This is a genomic window from Bacteroides sp. PHL 2737, assembly GCF_004115325.2.
Classification (GTDB): Bacteria; Bacteroidota; Bacteroidia; order Bacteroidales; family Bacteroidaceae; genus Bacteroides; species Bacteroides hominis.
The window spans coordinates 4176816-4191724 of record NZ_CP040630.1; the positions used below are offsets into that span (position 1 = coordinate 4176816).

General features: G+C 48.4%; 12 protein-coding genes and 1 riboswitch. Of the genes, 5 read left to right on the top strand and 7 right to left on the bottom strand.

All coding sequences use genetic code 11. The features are described 5' to 3' along the window. The first annotated feature begins 59 nt into the window (after positions 1-59). From DBK98_RS17270 to trxA, 3 genes are read left to right on the top strand one after another with little or no spacing between them, the layout of a single operon-like run. Positions 60-275, top strand: a complete 216-nt coding sequence (locus tag DBK98_RS17270; RefSeq protein ID WP_005778363.1) for a DUF6132 family protein — start codon at positions 60-62, stop codon at positions 273-275. Positions 276-287: 12 nt separating this feature from the next. Then, on the top strand, positions 288-1322 hold the full coding sequence (locus tag DBK98_RS17275) for a TQO small subunit DoxD (protein ID WP_005806662.1): 1035 nt from the start codon (positions 288-290) through the stop codon (positions 1320-1322). Positions 1323-1343: 21 nt separating this feature from the next. After that, positions 1344-1829 carry a thioredoxin gene (gene trxA, locus DBK98_RS17280; RefSeq protein ID WP_022012604.1) on the top strand — a complete coding sequence of 162 codons (486 nt, stop codon included), beginning with the start codon at positions 1344-1346 and terminating at the stop codon, positions 1827-1829. Between the two features lie 52 nt (positions 1830-1881). On the opposite strand, the gene DBK98_RS17285 is transcribed toward trxA, so the two are convergent. The 4 genes from DBK98_RS17285 to DBK98_RS17300 all read right to left on the bottom strand — a co-directional run bounded on the left by DBK98_RS17285 (position 1882) and on the right by DBK98_RS17300 (position 7264). Beyond that, entirely contained in the window at positions 1882-2991 is a 1110-nt protein-coding gene (locus tag DBK98_RS17285) for a cytochrome-c peroxidase (RefSeq protein ID WP_005820604.1), read from the bottom strand. Positions 2992-3150: 159 nt separating this feature from the next. Continuing rightward, positions 3151-4128 carry a methionine synthase gene (locus tag DBK98_RS17290; RefSeq protein WP_005778371.1) on the bottom strand — a complete coding sequence of 326 codons (978 nt, stop codon included), beginning with the start codon at positions 4126-4128 and terminating at the stop codon, positions 3151-3153. A gap of 63 nt (positions 4129-4191) precedes the next feature. Then, positions 4192-4400, bottom strand: a riboswitch (cobalamin riboswitch). Positions 4401-4569: 169 nt separating this feature from the next. After that, entirely contained in the window at positions 4570-6873 is a 2304-nt protein-coding gene (locus DBK98_RS17295; RefSeq protein WP_005778375.1) for a TonB-dependent receptor, read from the bottom strand. A 70-nt stretch (positions 6874-6943) separates the two neighbouring features. Further along, positions 6944-7264, bottom strand: coding sequence for a hypothetical protein (locus DBK98_RS17300; protein ID WP_164932428.1), 321 nt, complete (start codon positions 7262-7264; stop codon positions 6944-6946). 221 nt (positions 7265-7485) lie between these two features. On the opposite strand from DBK98_RS17300, the gene DBK98_RS17305 reads away from it, so the two are divergent. Continuing rightward, entirely contained in the window at positions 7486-9288 is a 1803-nt protein-coding gene (locus DBK98_RS17305; protein WP_005806677.1) for an ABC transporter ATP-binding protein, read from the top strand. A gap of 31 nt (positions 9289-9319) precedes the next feature. Beyond that, entirely contained in the window at positions 9320-11050 is a 1731-nt protein-coding gene (locus DBK98_RS17310) for an ABC transporter ATP-binding protein (RefSeq protein WP_005806679.1), read from the top strand. A 187-nt stretch (positions 11051-11237) separates the two neighbouring features. Here the strand turns inward: DBK98_RS17310 and DBK98_RS17315 are convergent, their stop codons facing one another. The 3 genes from DBK98_RS17315 to DBK98_RS17325 form a co-directional block, all read right to left on the bottom strand. Then, complete coding sequence (locus tag DBK98_RS17315; RefSeq protein WP_022012601.1) at positions 11238-12425, bottom strand: DUF418 domain-containing protein; 1188 nt, start codon at positions 12423-12425, stop codon at positions 11238-11240. A gap of 108 nt (positions 12426-12533) precedes the next feature. Next, complete coding sequence (locus DBK98_RS17320; RefSeq protein ID WP_005778382.1) at positions 12534-14063, bottom strand: DHA2 family efflux MFS transporter permease subunit; 1530 nt, start codon at positions 14061-14063, stop codon at positions 12534-12536. Continuing rightward, entirely contained in the window at positions 14060-14740 is a 681-nt protein-coding gene (locus tag DBK98_RS17325; RefSeq protein WP_032537032.1) for an HlyD family secretion protein, read from the bottom strand. Before DBK98_RS17325 ends, DBK98_RS17320 begins: the two co-directional genes overlap by 4 nt. Positions 14741-14909: the final 169 nt, after the last annotated feature.

The following is a 14909-nucleotide window of genomic DNA, read 5'->3' on the forward strand; positions in this document are numbered from 1 at the left end:
CTTTCCGCAGGAAATTTGTTTTATAAGAAAACAATTAATTAAAAATACCCGAAAACAAGATGATTAAAGCATTCTTCAAAAAGAACCTGCTCACATTTGTCGGACTGGCAATAGGAGCTGTAGGAGGATTCCTGTATTGGAAATACGTAGGCTGCACCGGCGGCACTTGTCCCATTACCTCCTCGCCGGTCAACAGCACCCTTTGGGGAGCTGTGATGGGCGGATTACTTCTGAACCTGTTTAAGACAGGCAGTACCCCGAAAAGAACCGACTAATCCCCACATCTTATGGCAACCGCAAACGAACAAGAACAATCAAGAGCCTACTTACTTGCAGGCATGTTTACGCTTTCACTGCGCCTCGTAGTGGGATGGACTTACTTTTCAGCCTTCTGGCGACGCCTTGTACTCGAAAATAAACTGATACCGGACAGTGCCGGATACATCGGAGAAAAGTTCAACCATTTCCTTCCGAACTCGATAGGTATCCGTCCGGTAATCGAATATCTGGTATCCACCCCCGATATGTTGTGGTGGGCAATGGTGATCTTCACCCTTGTCGAAGGGGTAGTCGGGTTACTCTATATGTTAGGGTTCTTCACCCGCCTGATGAGTATCGGTGTATTCAGTCTGGCCACCGGTATCCTCTTAGGATCCGGATGGTTAGGAACAACCTGCCTGGACGAATGGCAAATCGGTATTCTGGGAGTAGCTGCCGGATTCACTATCTTCCTTTCCGGTGGTGGAAGATACTCGGTCGATTATCTGACAGAGCGAAAATTCGCCTTACGGAAGAAAGCAGGCTGGCTGGTATGGCTGACCTCCGGAGAATTACCTTTAAAGACCAAACGCTTTGCCAATATCAGTGTGGCAGGTGCCATCGTCATCTTCGTACTGACCCTGTACACCAACCAAGAGTTTCACAACGGTGTCTGGGGACCACTGCACAATAAGTCCGTCAAACCGAAGATTGAAATATCCGACGCACAAATAGAGAACAACTCTTTGTCATTCAGTGTTTATCGTGTTGAAGGTGCCGATGTATACGGCTCTTTCCTGATCGGTATCAGCCTGAAAGACGCCAACGGACACGTTGTGTTAGAAAAGAAAGGAGAAGAACTGGCTGACTTCCCAATCGGAAATATCGATAACAAATACATTGCCCGGGTAGCTCCGGGTAAGCATAGCCTGGTGATTCCGCTCGGAAGCAAAGCAACCCTTACAGTCAATGATCCGGCTATGGGAACTTTGCCCAAAGGAAAATACGAATTGGTACTGACCGATATCAGTGGCATCACCTGGAAAAAAGAGATCGTCCATTAATAACCATTAAAAAGCAGAAAAATGAAAAAGAGCATTCTTATCCCCTTCCTATTTATAGGATTGCTGGCCTTTGCATCTTGCAAAGGGACATCCGAGAACAAGACAACTACCGGCGCAGATACGGTACAAACGGAAAAACCGCAACCGGGAACCATCCACCTGACTCGTGCAGAGTTTCTAAAGAAGGTAGCCGACTATGAAAACCATTCGAAGGAATGGAAATACCTGGGTGACAAACCGGCTATCGTAGACTTTTATGCCGACTGGTGCGGTCCCTGCAAAATGGTTGCTCCGATCCTTGAAGAATTATCCAAAGAGTATGCCGGAAAGATTTATATCTATAAAGTAGATGTAGACAAAGAACCGGAACTGGCAAAGGCTTTCGGCATACAGAGTATTCCCACCCTCTGGTTTGTACCGATGAAGGGAGAGCCCCAAGTAAGCATGGGGGCTCTATCCAAAGAGCAACTAAAAGGGTATATCGATAAAGTTCTGTTGAAACCATAAACGATGATGCGGCCTCACCCGGCAAACCGGTACTGAGGCCGTTTTTGGGGATTTATCGTTTTTCTGATCTATGAACTTTCATGTAGCCATCGGTCAGCGTTTTCATAAAGGCCACGATGTCAGCTTCTTCTTCCTGTGTCAGTCCGAGATTTCCCAATTCATCCTTGTTCACGGTAGCAGGATACTCGGCAGGTGGAAATTCATCACTCACGTCCCGCACATTATAGAAATGCACAATCTCCTCAAGTGTCTTAAAATAACCGTTATGTCCATATGGAGCCGTGAGTTCCACATTGCGCAACGTAGGCACACGATACTTGCCATTCTCACTTTCAGCATTGACAATAGCCCCCAACCCCAAATCCACCGAATCGGCAGTTAGCAGGAAATATTCTGCCGGCACCTTATAATGCGGATGATCCGGCAACTTCGGTATACCCAGATTATCATAAGTATGATCGGTAAACAACGTGCGGTGTGCCCGCTTGTCACGATCCAGGACATGGCATTCGGCACATTGCCCTTTCTCCTTAAAAAGCTCCTTTCCACGCGCTTCCTGTGCGGTCAGCTGATAATTTCCTTTTTTATAGGCATCGTACTTGGATGTAAAAGGATTGATTTCTTTGGATGACTGATAAGCCGCCAGTGCGTCCGTAACGTAAGCAAACAGCGAATCGGCATTACCCGTTTCGCCATATATCCGTATCAAACGGTCATAATACGGAGTACGTCTCACCTTTTCGGCCACCATTTGTTTGTCCTTATTCCCCATTTCCACCGGATTCAGCAAAGGAACACCCGCCTGATCCTGCAAAGAAGGAGAACGGCCGTCCCAAAACAGACCTCCCACATAGCTTTCATCTTCATCATCATAATGTAACTCAGGCACAAAAGCGGCATAACATACCGACATGGAATTGCGCTGAGAAAAGAGTCCCTGCACTGCGCCTTCGGATATGGCACGCGACTGTTCATCGGCAAATCCCCGGGAGACGGCATGGCAAGTGGCGCACGACTGTCCGGATGGTTCAGAGAGCGAAGTATCATGGAAGAGGAGTTTACCCAACGCTTCTTTTTCGCTTCCGCCTTTGTGAGGCGGATGTCCGCACGAGATGCAGACAGAACCCATCAGTGCGGCTAATAGTAGTTTATGTGTCATCATAGTTGTAAAAACAGGGATATAGTTGTTTCAGGGTTCAAAGATACATCATTTTCTGAAAAAGGTATAAAAAAGCCCGGTCGAAATCACATCGCCCGGGCCCCTCTAAACAGGCTCTTACGAATCTGTTCCACGAAAATATACTATAGTTATAAAGAAGTTCTATTCCTCTTCGGGCCAAAGTTCTCCCGCAACCATTTCAGCCATTCTCAGCGTATGCCATTGCTTCTCCTCAGCCTCTTCATAAGATTCCGAAGGTAGTACCTCAGCATTGGGAATGCAGAGTGAGAAGCGGTGCGAGGGAATATAACGTACAATCTGGTCGATCTTAGCCCTTAGTTCTTCCAACTCTTCCTCTACGGGATAATGGGAAAGGACGAAACCAAAAACCGATTGCTTTTCCCGTATGAACCACAGCAAACGGTTTTTGCCACAACATTCCGAATCATAGTCGAGGAAAAAAGCATTGATGCCCTGTAGTGAGAAAAGCATTTCGGTAGGCGAGTGAAAAGCAATGTAAAGGTCGGCAGGCAGATTTTCCAAAGCCATGTTGTTGACACGAATAGCATTATCTGTCACCGTGCGCGTTGCGTCATCGAGTTGCAGATAACGGCAACCCGATTTATACAATTCCATAATCAGCTTCTGATACACCTGTGCAATATCCACCAGCAATGTCTCGAGTTCGGGATAAATCAGATCAAGTTGCGTCCGGTTTGCGTCCTTCATCAATTCGGCCAGCAGGCGCGAAGGCGCCGGAAGCACCTGCTTAGCTATTACATCTCCGCCGGTTACCCCGGTAAGAAAAACAAAATCATCGAGCACCGGATGACGATGCACATCAATCCTGCCGGTCAGTTCGACAGAAGTCTTTCTGTCATCCCGAAATCGGATGCCATCCAATCCGCACATAAAGTCGAGCGGCCACGCATCACTGCGGAAACGGCCGTCGGTGACCACCTTCAGCCCTTCTGCCTTCAGTCTGTCTACCAGATTCCGTATTTCGGCATCTTCGACAGCACGCAAAGTAAGCAGGCTGATTTGTTCGTTTCGATATTGCTCACGGGCTTCTCTCAATGCAGGAGGCAGAAGAAAAGTACCGGCAACGTCTACTTTGAACGGAGGAACTACTTTTTCCATACGCTCTACGTTTTTAATATTGATTGTTACTATTGTGCTTTGCTCCTAACCCACGAGGAACCAAGACTTATCAGCGAGAGTGGCAGGTCTTCTGACTTAGCTTCCATTCCGAACGCCTTCCCGGCTTACACGAGCCAGTGGCAAAAGAGTATCCGATCGGAATGTTTGTATTAAAGCCTCACAGCAGCGGGACTGTCCGGGAGTCACACCCGGTTCCCTTTTAATCGCCAGAAGCAGGAAAGCTTTGGCGAACCAATCTGCCGACAAATATAAAAACAATAAATCAGATATTTGTGTTCAGAGAGATACTTTTTTCAATCGGAGCCTCTGCCGAAGTAAAACAGAGGCTCTGTCCGGACAGAACAAAGGCTCCGTCCGACCGGGACAGAGCCTTCGTTTCAACCAAGCAGAGGCTCGGTTTCCAGACTAATTGCAACGGGCTTAATAGCTGATCTTTACTCCGGCAAAATAGCTTCGCGGAGCAGCCGGCCCATAGATATATCCGGAGTCACGTTCCACTCCCTGATCAAAGTCGTTCTGATAAGCGTTGAACACATTTTGTACACCGGCGCTCAACTGGAGGTCTATCGTCTTATAAAGTTTGAAATCATAGGCCAACTTAACTCCCATATCGAAGAAATCGCGCGTATTGACCGCTATGTCATTCTTGATATAACCTGCCATATGCTGCACCAGCATCGAACCGGTATAGGTTCCCGACAAGGAAACGGAGAGCGGTTTGACAGGGGTATAGGTTGCCGTGAAATATCCATAGGTATTCGGAGTACGGAAAATCTTCTTCTGAGCCGGTGCCGTTTCACTCCATTTTTCGGGTTCGTCATAGCGGCTTTGCTGCAAGGTGACTCCCGCCTGCAACTGGAACAAAGAGAGGTAAGCCATTTTTCCTTCCATCGACAGTCCCAGCACTTTCGCTCCCGAACCATTGCGACGTTCTTTAATCAGAATCCCGTCCCGCACTCCGATGTTCTCGAGAACAAACACATCCGACAGCTTGGTATAGAAACCTTCTACCAGGAAGTTCACCTGAAAAGCACCGAAGCGGTGATACATATCCGCCGAAGCACTGAAACTCTGCGACTTCTCTTCTTTGAGATTCTTGGCGCGCTCAATCATAGACACCGTTCCGCCCACATTCTCAATATGCAGGTCTTCATCAAAAGCCTGGGGGGCACGGAATCCGGAAGAATAGCTCAGACGGAGGTTGACGTCCTGTGTAGGATTGAAACGCAAATTGGCACGGGGACTGAAGATGACATGGTTGATCAGATTATGCTTGTCCAGACGTCCGCCCAGCAAGATACTCCACTTTTCATTTTTCCATTCGTTCTGGAAGAAAGCGCTACCGATATTCACCGTCTGCCTGGTATAGCGATTGTATCCCCACATATCATCCTTCAGATTGTCACGGTTATATTCCAGCCCGGCAGTCAGATCGGCAGGCATAAAGAGGCATTTATCGAAACTGTACACATACTGGGAACCGCCGATAAAGGTCAGGTCCGTCGTCTTTCCATAGGCATTCAGGTCCTTTTTACTACCGTAATAGCTGTCGCGGTCCGTATGCTGTGCCGATGTATACAGTGTCAGGCGGTGCTTTTCGTTCGGAGCAAAATAGTCGAACTTCAATCCCCCACCATTGATGGAATGCTGAATCTGCTCGGCAATATCGGCTTCGTGAGGCGGACGGTTCAGCATGTTGCCGCCACGGCGGAACTCCTGCAAGTGATGATACTCAAACGTTAGTTTGGAGTATGTACTTGTTTTCAGGAACGAACGGAAACCTACTGTCTGGTTTTTGAGTTTAGGCATTTCGGAATAACCGTCCCCGTCGTGATCATACGCATCGCGATGTCGGTTCTGACCGAACACATAGAGTCCTGCCCGGTGATCGTCGGTCACCAGCGAAGCATTCAGCGAGGTATTATTGTCGAAAGACGAGCTGCCGCCAATAGAAGTAATGGTGTGTGCCAACTGCCCCGAATTGCGTAACGGCTCTTTAGTGATGATATTGATGGTTCCGGCAATGGCAGACGAACCAAACAGCGCAGAACCTCCACCACGCATCACCTCTACCCGCTCAATCATGTTGGCAGGAATCTGCTCCAAACCATAAACACCGGAAAGGGCACTGAAGATGGGACGCGAATCGATAAGAATCTGCGTATAGGGGCCGTCCAAACCATTGATGCGCACCTGCTGGAACCCGCAGTTCTGGCAATTCGTCTCCACACGCACACCGGGCTGAAAGTTCAGTCCTTGCGAGAGTGTAGGCGAGTTCGTATTCTCGAACATCTTCATATCCACCACATTGACCAGCGTAGGTGCCAGCCTCCGTTTGGTCACACTTCGATTGGCAGACACCACCACTCCGTCGAGGGCTACGGCATCCTCTTCCAGCTCGAAGTTTTCTTCAAGCGTCTTCCCCTTTTTAAGCGTGACGTTGCGGCTGATGGTTTTATAACCAACCGAACTGGCTTCGAGGACGAAATCCCCTTCGGGAAGGTTTTTAAGGAAATAGTGTCCGGTAGCATCCGTCACGGTGCCAATCGTGGTTCCTTTCAGAGCAATCGTTATATAAGAGAGGTGTTCACCCGTTTTTTTATCGAGTACATGTCCGATGATATTCGCATCGGAAGCTTTCAGTTCCGGGTGTTCCGGTTGGTCGGCCATAGCCGGCAACAAGGCACAGCACAGGCTAACGAGGAAAAATATATATTTCTTCATTTTCGTTTCTGGATAGTAAAATTACTAAATAAGTTTCTCTAAATAAAGCAGTAAGAGTGAGAGAGATGCTTTATACGGCTGAAGGCGGCGCTCTCAACGATACCACGCCTGTAACAGACGAATGGTATCCTGCCCTCTCCGGACGCCACAAAAGCGTATAGAGCAGACAAGCAATAAACTGAAGGGATAGAAAGAAGAGACCGGCTCCGGTAGTCACCACATGGTTCAGCAAATGAATCAATTGAAATTCGACTGTGGTGTGACTATGGGGAGAATCTTTCTTAAACGGGTGCGAATGGACAATGGTCACCCCGTTCACTACATGTGAGTGGGTGAAGAGCGTGATACCTGCCATGTACGATATAAAGAGTACAGGCAAAAACCATCGCATTATGTTCTGACAGCATTGTTTCATCCGTTTAGTTTTGTGGCAAAGATAAGAAGTATTCCCTTACGGAACAATCCCTATTTATGGGGATAATAAGTGTAACACCGCTTCAAGGTAGATTGTTCACACATTTTCATCATTATTAGGTATTTCAGATTCAGAAAATGGTCACCACCTTTGTGAAACACATTTAACATCATCTCTAAATTTAATTGATATAGGACATGAAAAAGAAAAAAGGACTGCCCCGCCTGTTTGAGATAGCGGGCGAGAAGAAAGGCCTGCTGATACTGGCAGGTGTATTATCGGCACTCAGTGCCTGTTGCATGCTGATTCCTTACCTGGCAGTCTACCAGGTACTGAATAATTTACTGGAAAATGCGGGCGAGATAAACAACGTCGACAAAGAGTATCTGACCGATTGGGGCTGGATAGCTTTTGCCGGACTCATCGGCGGATTGCTACTTCTGTACGGCGCACTGATGTCCTCACACATGGCCGCTTTCCGTATCCTCTATGGACTGCGGGTCAGGTTGTCCGAACATATCGGAAGACTGCCTCTCGGCTATCTGAACAACAGTTCTACCGGAGCGATCAAAAAAGCGCTTGAACAGAATGTAGAGAAGATCGAATTGTTTATCGCGCACACCATCCCCGACCTGGTGAATGCGGCCGCTACGGTAGCAGTGATGTTCGTCCTCTTTTTCAGCCTCAACGGATGGATGGCAGCAGCCTGCCTGCTGGCCATTGTCATCAGCATACTCGTTCAATTCTCACTGATGTTCGGCCGGAAGTCAAAAGATTTTTTCCGCCAATACTTTGACACATCGGAACAGATGAGTGCCTCTGCCGTGCAATACGTACGAGGCATGCCGGTCGTAAAGATATTCGGGCAGACAGTCGCGTCTTTCCGTCAGTTCAGCCAATCTATTTATGCATTCAAAAAATACGCACTGCACGTATGCGACACCTACCAACCGGGTATGGTGTGGTTCACCGTACTGCTCAACTCCATCGTGACGTTCATCCTCCCGGTGGGCTTACTGCTGCTGAGCCGCGAACCGGGCAATGTGGTACTGGCCGGAGTGTATCTGTTCTTCATTATATTAGGGCCGGGTGTAGCCGCCCCGTTTCACAAGCTCACTTTTCTCGCATCGAATACTCGGGAGATTGATGAAGGGGTCAACCGCCTGGATGCCATCTTTGAAGAAAAACCAGTGCCGGAACCCGTCATACCGCAATCACCCCATAAGCACGATATCCGCTTTGAGCATGTCAGTTTCTCGTACGAAAACACCAAGGAAACCACACGTACAGAAGCATTGAAAGACATCAGTTTCACCGCACATGCCGGCGAAATAACCGCACTTGTAGGTCCTTCCGGTTCCGGTAAATCGACCATCGCCAACCTGATCCCCCGCTTCTGGGATGTCACACAAGGAGCCATTAAAATAGGCGGAATCAATATCCGGGAGATTGCGACCGGGCAACTGATGGACCGGGTCTCGTTCGTATTCCAGGATTCATTTCTCTTCTTCGACACTCTCTACGAAAACATACGCGTGGGCAAACCCGACGCTACGGAAGAGGAAGTGCATGCGGCAGCTCGTGCGGCACAGTGTGACGAATTTATCGGACGGCTGCCCCAAGGTTACCAAACGCTGATAGGAGAAGGCGGTGTATATCTTTCCGGAGGAGAAGAACAAAGAGTGTCTGTCGCCCGTGCCATCCTGAAGAACTCTCCCATCCTGGTACTGGATGAAGCCACCGCCTTTGCCGACCCCGAAAACGAATACAAAATGCAACTGGCTCTGCAGGAACTGATCAAAGATAAAACGGTGATTATCATCGCCCACCGCCTGTCGTCCATCATCTCTGCCAACCAAATCATCGTCCTGAAAGAAGGAGAGATCGTACAGAAAGGCGTACACGCCGAACTGAGCCGGAAGGAAGGAGTATATAAAAAGATGTGGGATGCCTACACCGACGCCTTCCAATGGACTCTGAAAACCGAATGCCCATCCTGACTGATGTATCTTCCAAAATATAAATAAATCAATGAATGCAATTAAAAATATCACCATCGGCCACACGGAACGCCTGCGTAAACCTGTCGGCTACACTGTACTCGCTAATTTAGTGAACATTATTCCGTTTATGCTGTCTATCGAAGTGGTCAATATTCTTTTTCGCGCTTTTGACGGCAGCGGGCAGGGACCGGACATGCAACGGTTGTGGATCATCTTCGGTATCCTTGTCGCCTATATGTTCGTCATGGCTATGGCCGAAAGACAGGCATACAGATATAACTTCCGCGGAGCCTACGAAATGAGTGCCCAAGGAAGGATCGAACTCGCAGAGCATTTGCGTAAACTTCCCCTTGGCAGCCTGTTCCGTCATGATCCGGGCGACCTGGCAAGCATGATGATCAGCGACTTTACCCTTGCCGAGACAGGCATATCCCACCATCTACCTCAATTGATGGGGGCTCTTGTGATGCCTCTCCTCGCCTTCTTCTCTCTGCTCTGGATTGACTGGCGCATGTCTGTAGCCATGTTCATTGCCCTCCCTCTGGCCGTACTGGTTTTGCTGGGCAGCAACCGGTTGCAGATGCGTCTCGGTAAAAAGCATATCCGGGCAAAAATCAATGCCGGCAGCCGCCTTGAAGAATACTTGCAGGGAATACGCATCATCAAAGCTTACAACCTGTTAGGAGGAAAATTCGAACGTCTGCGCCATGCCTTCGCAGAATTACGTCGTGCCAGCATGCGTCAGGAAGCGTTAATGGGTCCCTTTGTGCTATTGTCCATCACGCTTATCCGGGCAGGACTGACACTGATGATCCTCTGCGGTGCCTATCTGCTGATAGGCGGCGAACTTTCCCTGCTGACTTTCGTCATGTTTCTGATCGTCGGTTCGCGTGTGTTCGATCCATTGACTTCGGCACTGACCAACTTTGCGGAGTTCCGCTACTTCTCTATCGCAGGCGGACGTATCCTGAGCCTGATGCGCGAACCGGAAATGCAAGGGAACAAACAGAGTCCCCAAAGTGGTGACATCCGTTTTGAGCACGTCACCTTCGGCTACGGAGAAACGGAAGTGCTGCATGACATTTCCATCACTTTGAAACAAGGATGTCTTACTGCGCTGGTCGGCCCTTCCGGCAGCGGAAAGAGCACGCTGCTCAAACTATGCGCCCGCTTCTACGACCCGCAACAGGGAAAAGTTACCTTCAACAACACCGACATGTCGGAGATAGAACCGGAAGCCCTCATGAAGCAGATCTCCATGGTTTTCCAGAATGTTTATCTGTTTCAAGATACCATAAAGAACAACATCCGCTTCGGAAAAGCAGACGCTACGGATGAAGAAATCGAAGATGCCGCCCGGAAAGCCTGCTGCCACGAATTCATCATGAAACTCCCCAATGGGTACGACACGATGGTGGGCGAAGGAGGTTGTACGCTTTCGGGAGGAGAAAAACAACGCGTCTCCATCGCACGTGCCATCTTGAAAGAAGCTCCCGTTGTATTGCTGGATGAAGCAACGGCCTCCCTCGATCCGGAGAATGAAGTAGATGTACAGAAAGCAATCAACACGCTGATTGCCGGACGGACGGTGATTGTCATCGCACACCGCCTGAAGACCATCAAGAACGCGGATAAGATTATCGTGCTTGAAAACGGATGCGTCACGGAACAAGGTACACACCGAGAACTGATCGGACGGGAAGGACTCTATTACAAGCTATGGTCCATACAAGAGAAAACAATGGGCTGGCAAGTATAACGGTGTCATATACAGAAGCGGGGCTGTGTCGAAACTCTTTTCACCACAGAGTAACACAGAGTAGCACAGAGTCTTTTTATTAATAATCAACAACTTAAAATCTCCTCTGTGTTACTCTGTGTCCTCTGTGGTGAGTTTTGACACAGCCGCTTTGTGTACGAACGGCCGATGGATTCACTCCACCCGTTTATTCCGAACGAAGCCAGGTCAATTTGTGCCAAAGGCTTTCCAACGGTCCCTGCTTATGTCCTTTCAACCACCATTTGCAGAAGCGAACCTGCAAGAGGAAGAACAGAAAACCGATCAGCAAACTGACGGCATACCCGCAATAAGGCGCCAAATAGAGCGCAAACGGGAAATAGATAATGGCTCCGGCAATGGACTGGGAGATGTAGTTCGTCAGACTCATCTTACCGTAAAAGCGCAAGTCGGCAGTCAGCTTCTTGAACTTTTCCGTTTGGTATAACAATACGAACGAAGCAACCAGCACTACTGTGAAAGCAAACTTTTGCCACATATCCATCACCACACCCACCGTCTGGCGTATCATGTCCGGCTGGCCGGCATCCGTCAATTGTACTTTCAACTGATAGAGAGGACCGAATAACACAGCACACCAGATCAGTGCTTTTACCCAAAAACGGGTCGTGCTCTCCGAGGTGACAAATAATTGTTTCCGTCCGATCAGCATTCCCAGCAAAAACAGTCCGGCCGTTTGCAGGAAACGCCCTGCACCTATCGCCCAAAACAGGCTCGCCTTCTGCCCCAAGGTCACATTCCCCCAGATGAACTTCCAGAAATCTCCCTCTTTGGTATAGTCCGCCACTTCAGCATACATCTGCCCTACTCCTAAATCGGGTAAGGAATGGGACGGATTGACAAGGTTCATCACGTAGTGGTACCACTCCACGGGCTGCAACAGCAGGAAGACAGCCAGGATAAATACTGCCCGGTCACTCCATTTGCGGACAATAAACAGAAAGATACCGACCACACAAAACAGCAGCAGGACATCTCCCGCCGGAAAGAACGCTGCATTCAAGGTAGCAAAACCACCCAGCAGGAGCAGACGCCAGAGAAAACGGTAACCGAAATCTTTCCCTTTCTTCTGTTGATTGGCATATTGTATGTAGAACGTTAATCCGAAGAGCAGAGCGAAGATGGCATAGGCTTTTCCTGCGAACAGTGAAAACGTGACACTGAACACTCCTTCGTTGAGAATATTGAGCCACTCCGGCTGGGAAGCAGCATTGGGATATACAGGAAAGATAAAATGTTCAAGGTTGTGAACCAGCAGGATCGCCATTACGGCAAAGCCGCGCAAGGCATCTACAACCTCGATACGGGGAGTTTTTGAAGCAATTGTTTGTCGCATGTTTTTTGTTGTTTTTAAGATACGGTTATTGAATAAGTGGCAAAAGTAATAAAATGAAGTGATAAATCATTCACTTCATACCTATATGTAAGTACGAAACTACATACATTATCTTTTTTTCGTCCTGAGAAACAGTACCGGAACAACGCACAGCAACGTGACAATAAAGGCAATGAAGAAATCGTCGTTGATGGCACTGATATATCCCTCCAGATCGATACGCTTCAGTACCAGCATTTCTGCCACTTCCTTGGCGGTATCGGGTGTGTTGCCTCCCGTATGTTCTATGAAGCGGCTTAAAGAGTGAATAGTCTGGCGGTATACGTCTCCTGTATAGTTCAGGGCTTCGCTGTATCGCTGTGTATGAAAAGCCGTACGCTGCGTCAGCAGATGGCTGAAGATGGCCACCCCAAAACTTCCTCCCATCTGCCGGACAATATTGGTGATACTGGAGGCTTGTGCCATATCGCTGTTACGGATATTCACCAACGACAGAGTCAGCAACGGAGTGAAAAGCAAGCCCATACCCAACCCGCGCAAATAGAGACTCAGCATAATGTACCACTTTTCGGTCAGGAAAGAGAGGTAATAGTTCATATAGAAACTGACGGCCATCAACAGAATGCCCGACACAATAAAGACTTTGGGATTGATGCGCTGCATCAGTTTACCCGATAAAGGCGAAGCGACTCCCTGGATAATGCCCACAGGCATAAAAAACATACCGGCCTGCAAAGCAGAGTACCCCAGATTGTCCTGCAAATAAAGAGGAATGAGGAACGTACTGCCGAACATACCGATACCAAAGACAAACAGGATCAGGTTGGATAACGCAAAGTCCTTGTCAACAAACAGGCGCAGATTGATAAGCGGTGTCCTGACAGTGAATTCAAAGTAGAGAAACAAAATAAAGGTGACCACCGCAATCCACATAGCTCCGAGCACTACGGGGCTGTTCCATCCCATGGAGTTGGTGGACGAATTGACTTCGGAAAGCCCATACATAAAGACAGGCAGGAAAATGGCAGAAGTGATGAAACCGGGAATATCGAAGGGAACTTTGGTTCCTTTCACATGTTCCTTCTGTACAATGGCAGTTACGATCAAAGCGAGAATCCCTATCGGGATATTGACGTAAAAGATATAGTTCCAGTCCATGTAATCAACCAGGTATCCACCAATGGTAGGACCAAAAGAGACCGAAGCGGCGGAAGCGATAGACCAGAATCCCAATGCCGTCCCCCGTTGTTCGGGCGGAAATACATCGCTCACAATAGCCATACCGACGGGAAGGAGCATGCCACATCCAAAGCCTTCGATCACCCTCCAGAAAATAAGTTCTTCGATAGTGGACGAACTTCCACACATGAAGGAGCCGGCTGTAAAGACAAGCAAGGATAAGAAATAGATCTTTTTATAACCGAAGCGTTCGGACAGCCATCCGGCGGCAGGCAGAATACTTGCCATCGAAAGCATGTATCCCGTCAGTACCCATTCGGCCACATTGATGTCCGCACCGAGCGTACCCATTATCACAGGCAGTCCGGTGTTGACAACAGTAGAGTCGAGCACCGCCATAAAGGTGCCTATCATAATGTTGCCCAGTACGATCCACTTATAAGAAGAACCTTCTTTCATTCTTTGATAATCTTCACGTTAGCAGACATCCCCGAAAGCAGGCGGAGATTTGCTTTCAATTTCTCTTTCCCTTCCACCCGGTCGATCGAGATTCTCAATGGAATCCTTTGGGCTACCTTCGTATAATTGCCGGAAGCATTATCGGGAGGAATCAGGGAAAACTCGGATGCAGCGTTGGCACCAATGTAGAAAATCTTTCCATAAAACGTCAGTCCGGGATAGGCGTCGAGGGTGAAAAGGGCCGATTGTCCCATACGGATCTCGTTAAATTTAGTCTCCTGCAAATAGACAGCCACCCAGAGTTCTTTACCTTCGTTCAGAGTGAAGATGTTTTCGCCCGGCTGCAACAAATCGCCGGGAACCACCCACTGTTTGGCTATCAGGCCATCTACCGGCGAAACGATCCGGCAATTCTCAGTCGCCGTACTGTCCAGCATGGCCAGTAATTCACCTCTCTTCACGCTGTCTCCTTCGTGTTTGAAGACCGCAGACAGCGGAGCCATCACACGGGCGGAAACGTTGACACGGCCGCCATCGAGATTTGCGTCTATCGTAGAGACGTATTTCCGATAGTTCCACCACCATACAATGGCAACGACAAAAGCGATGATAAGCAATATCACCAGCCAGATAAACTTTTTCTTATCAGAAGTATTCGATGTATTTGCAGCGTCCATAATTCTTGGGATTAGAGTTACAAGGATGGAAACAAAATCCGCAAGAAAAGGTTTGGAAAGGGAAGGAAAAGGAATCGGATTCCACTGAAAAACTCACCACAGAAGGCGCAGAGTAACACAGAGTGATTTTTAAGTCATGGAGGTGCGTCGAAAGTCTTTTCACCACGGA

Coding starts and splice junctions, on each gene's coding strand:
- DBK98_RS17270 (WP_005778363.1), top strand. CDS start 60: ATGATTAAAGCATTCTTCAAAAAGAACCTGCTCACATTTGTCGGACTG.
- DBK98_RS17275 (WP_005806662.1), top strand. CDS start 288: ATGGCAACCGCAAACGAACAAGAACAATCAAGAGCCTACTTACTTGCA.
- trxA (WP_022012604.1), top strand. CDS start 1,344: ATGAAAAAGAGCATTCTTATCCCCTTCCTATTTATAGGATTGCTGGCC.
- DBK98_RS17285 (WP_005820604.1), bottom strand. CDS start 2,991: ATGATGACACATAAACTACTATTAGCCGCACTGATGGGTTCTGTCTGC.
- DBK98_RS17290 (WP_005778371.1), bottom strand. CDS start 4,128: ATGGAAAAAGTAGTTCCTCCGTTCAAAGTAGACGTTGCCGGTACTTTT.
- DBK98_RS17295 (WP_005778375.1), bottom strand. CDS start 6,873: ATGAAGAAATATATATTTTTCCTCGTTAGCCTGTGCTGTGCCTTGTTG.
- DBK98_RS17300 (WP_164932428.1), bottom strand. CDS start 7,264: ATGCGATGGTTTTTGCCTGTACTCTTTATATCGTACATGGCAGGTATC.
- DBK98_RS17305 (WP_005806677.1), top strand. CDS start 7,486: ATGAAAAAGAAAAAAGGACTGCCCCGCCTGTTTGAGATAGCGGGCGAG.
- DBK98_RS17310 (WP_005806679.1), top strand. CDS start 9,320: ATGAATGCAATTAAAAATATCACCATCGGCCACACGGAACGCCTGCGT.
- DBK98_RS17315 (WP_022012601.1), bottom strand. CDS start 12,425: ATGCGACAAACAATTGCTTCAAAAACTCCCCGTATCGAGGTTGTAGAT.
- DBK98_RS17320 (WP_005778382.1), bottom strand. CDS start 14,063: ATGAAAGAAGGTTCTTCTTATAAGTGGATCGTACTGGGCAACATTATG.
- DBK98_RS17325 (WP_032537032.1), bottom strand. CDS start 14,740: ATGGACGCTGCAAATACATCGAATACTTCTGATAAGAAAAAGTTTATC.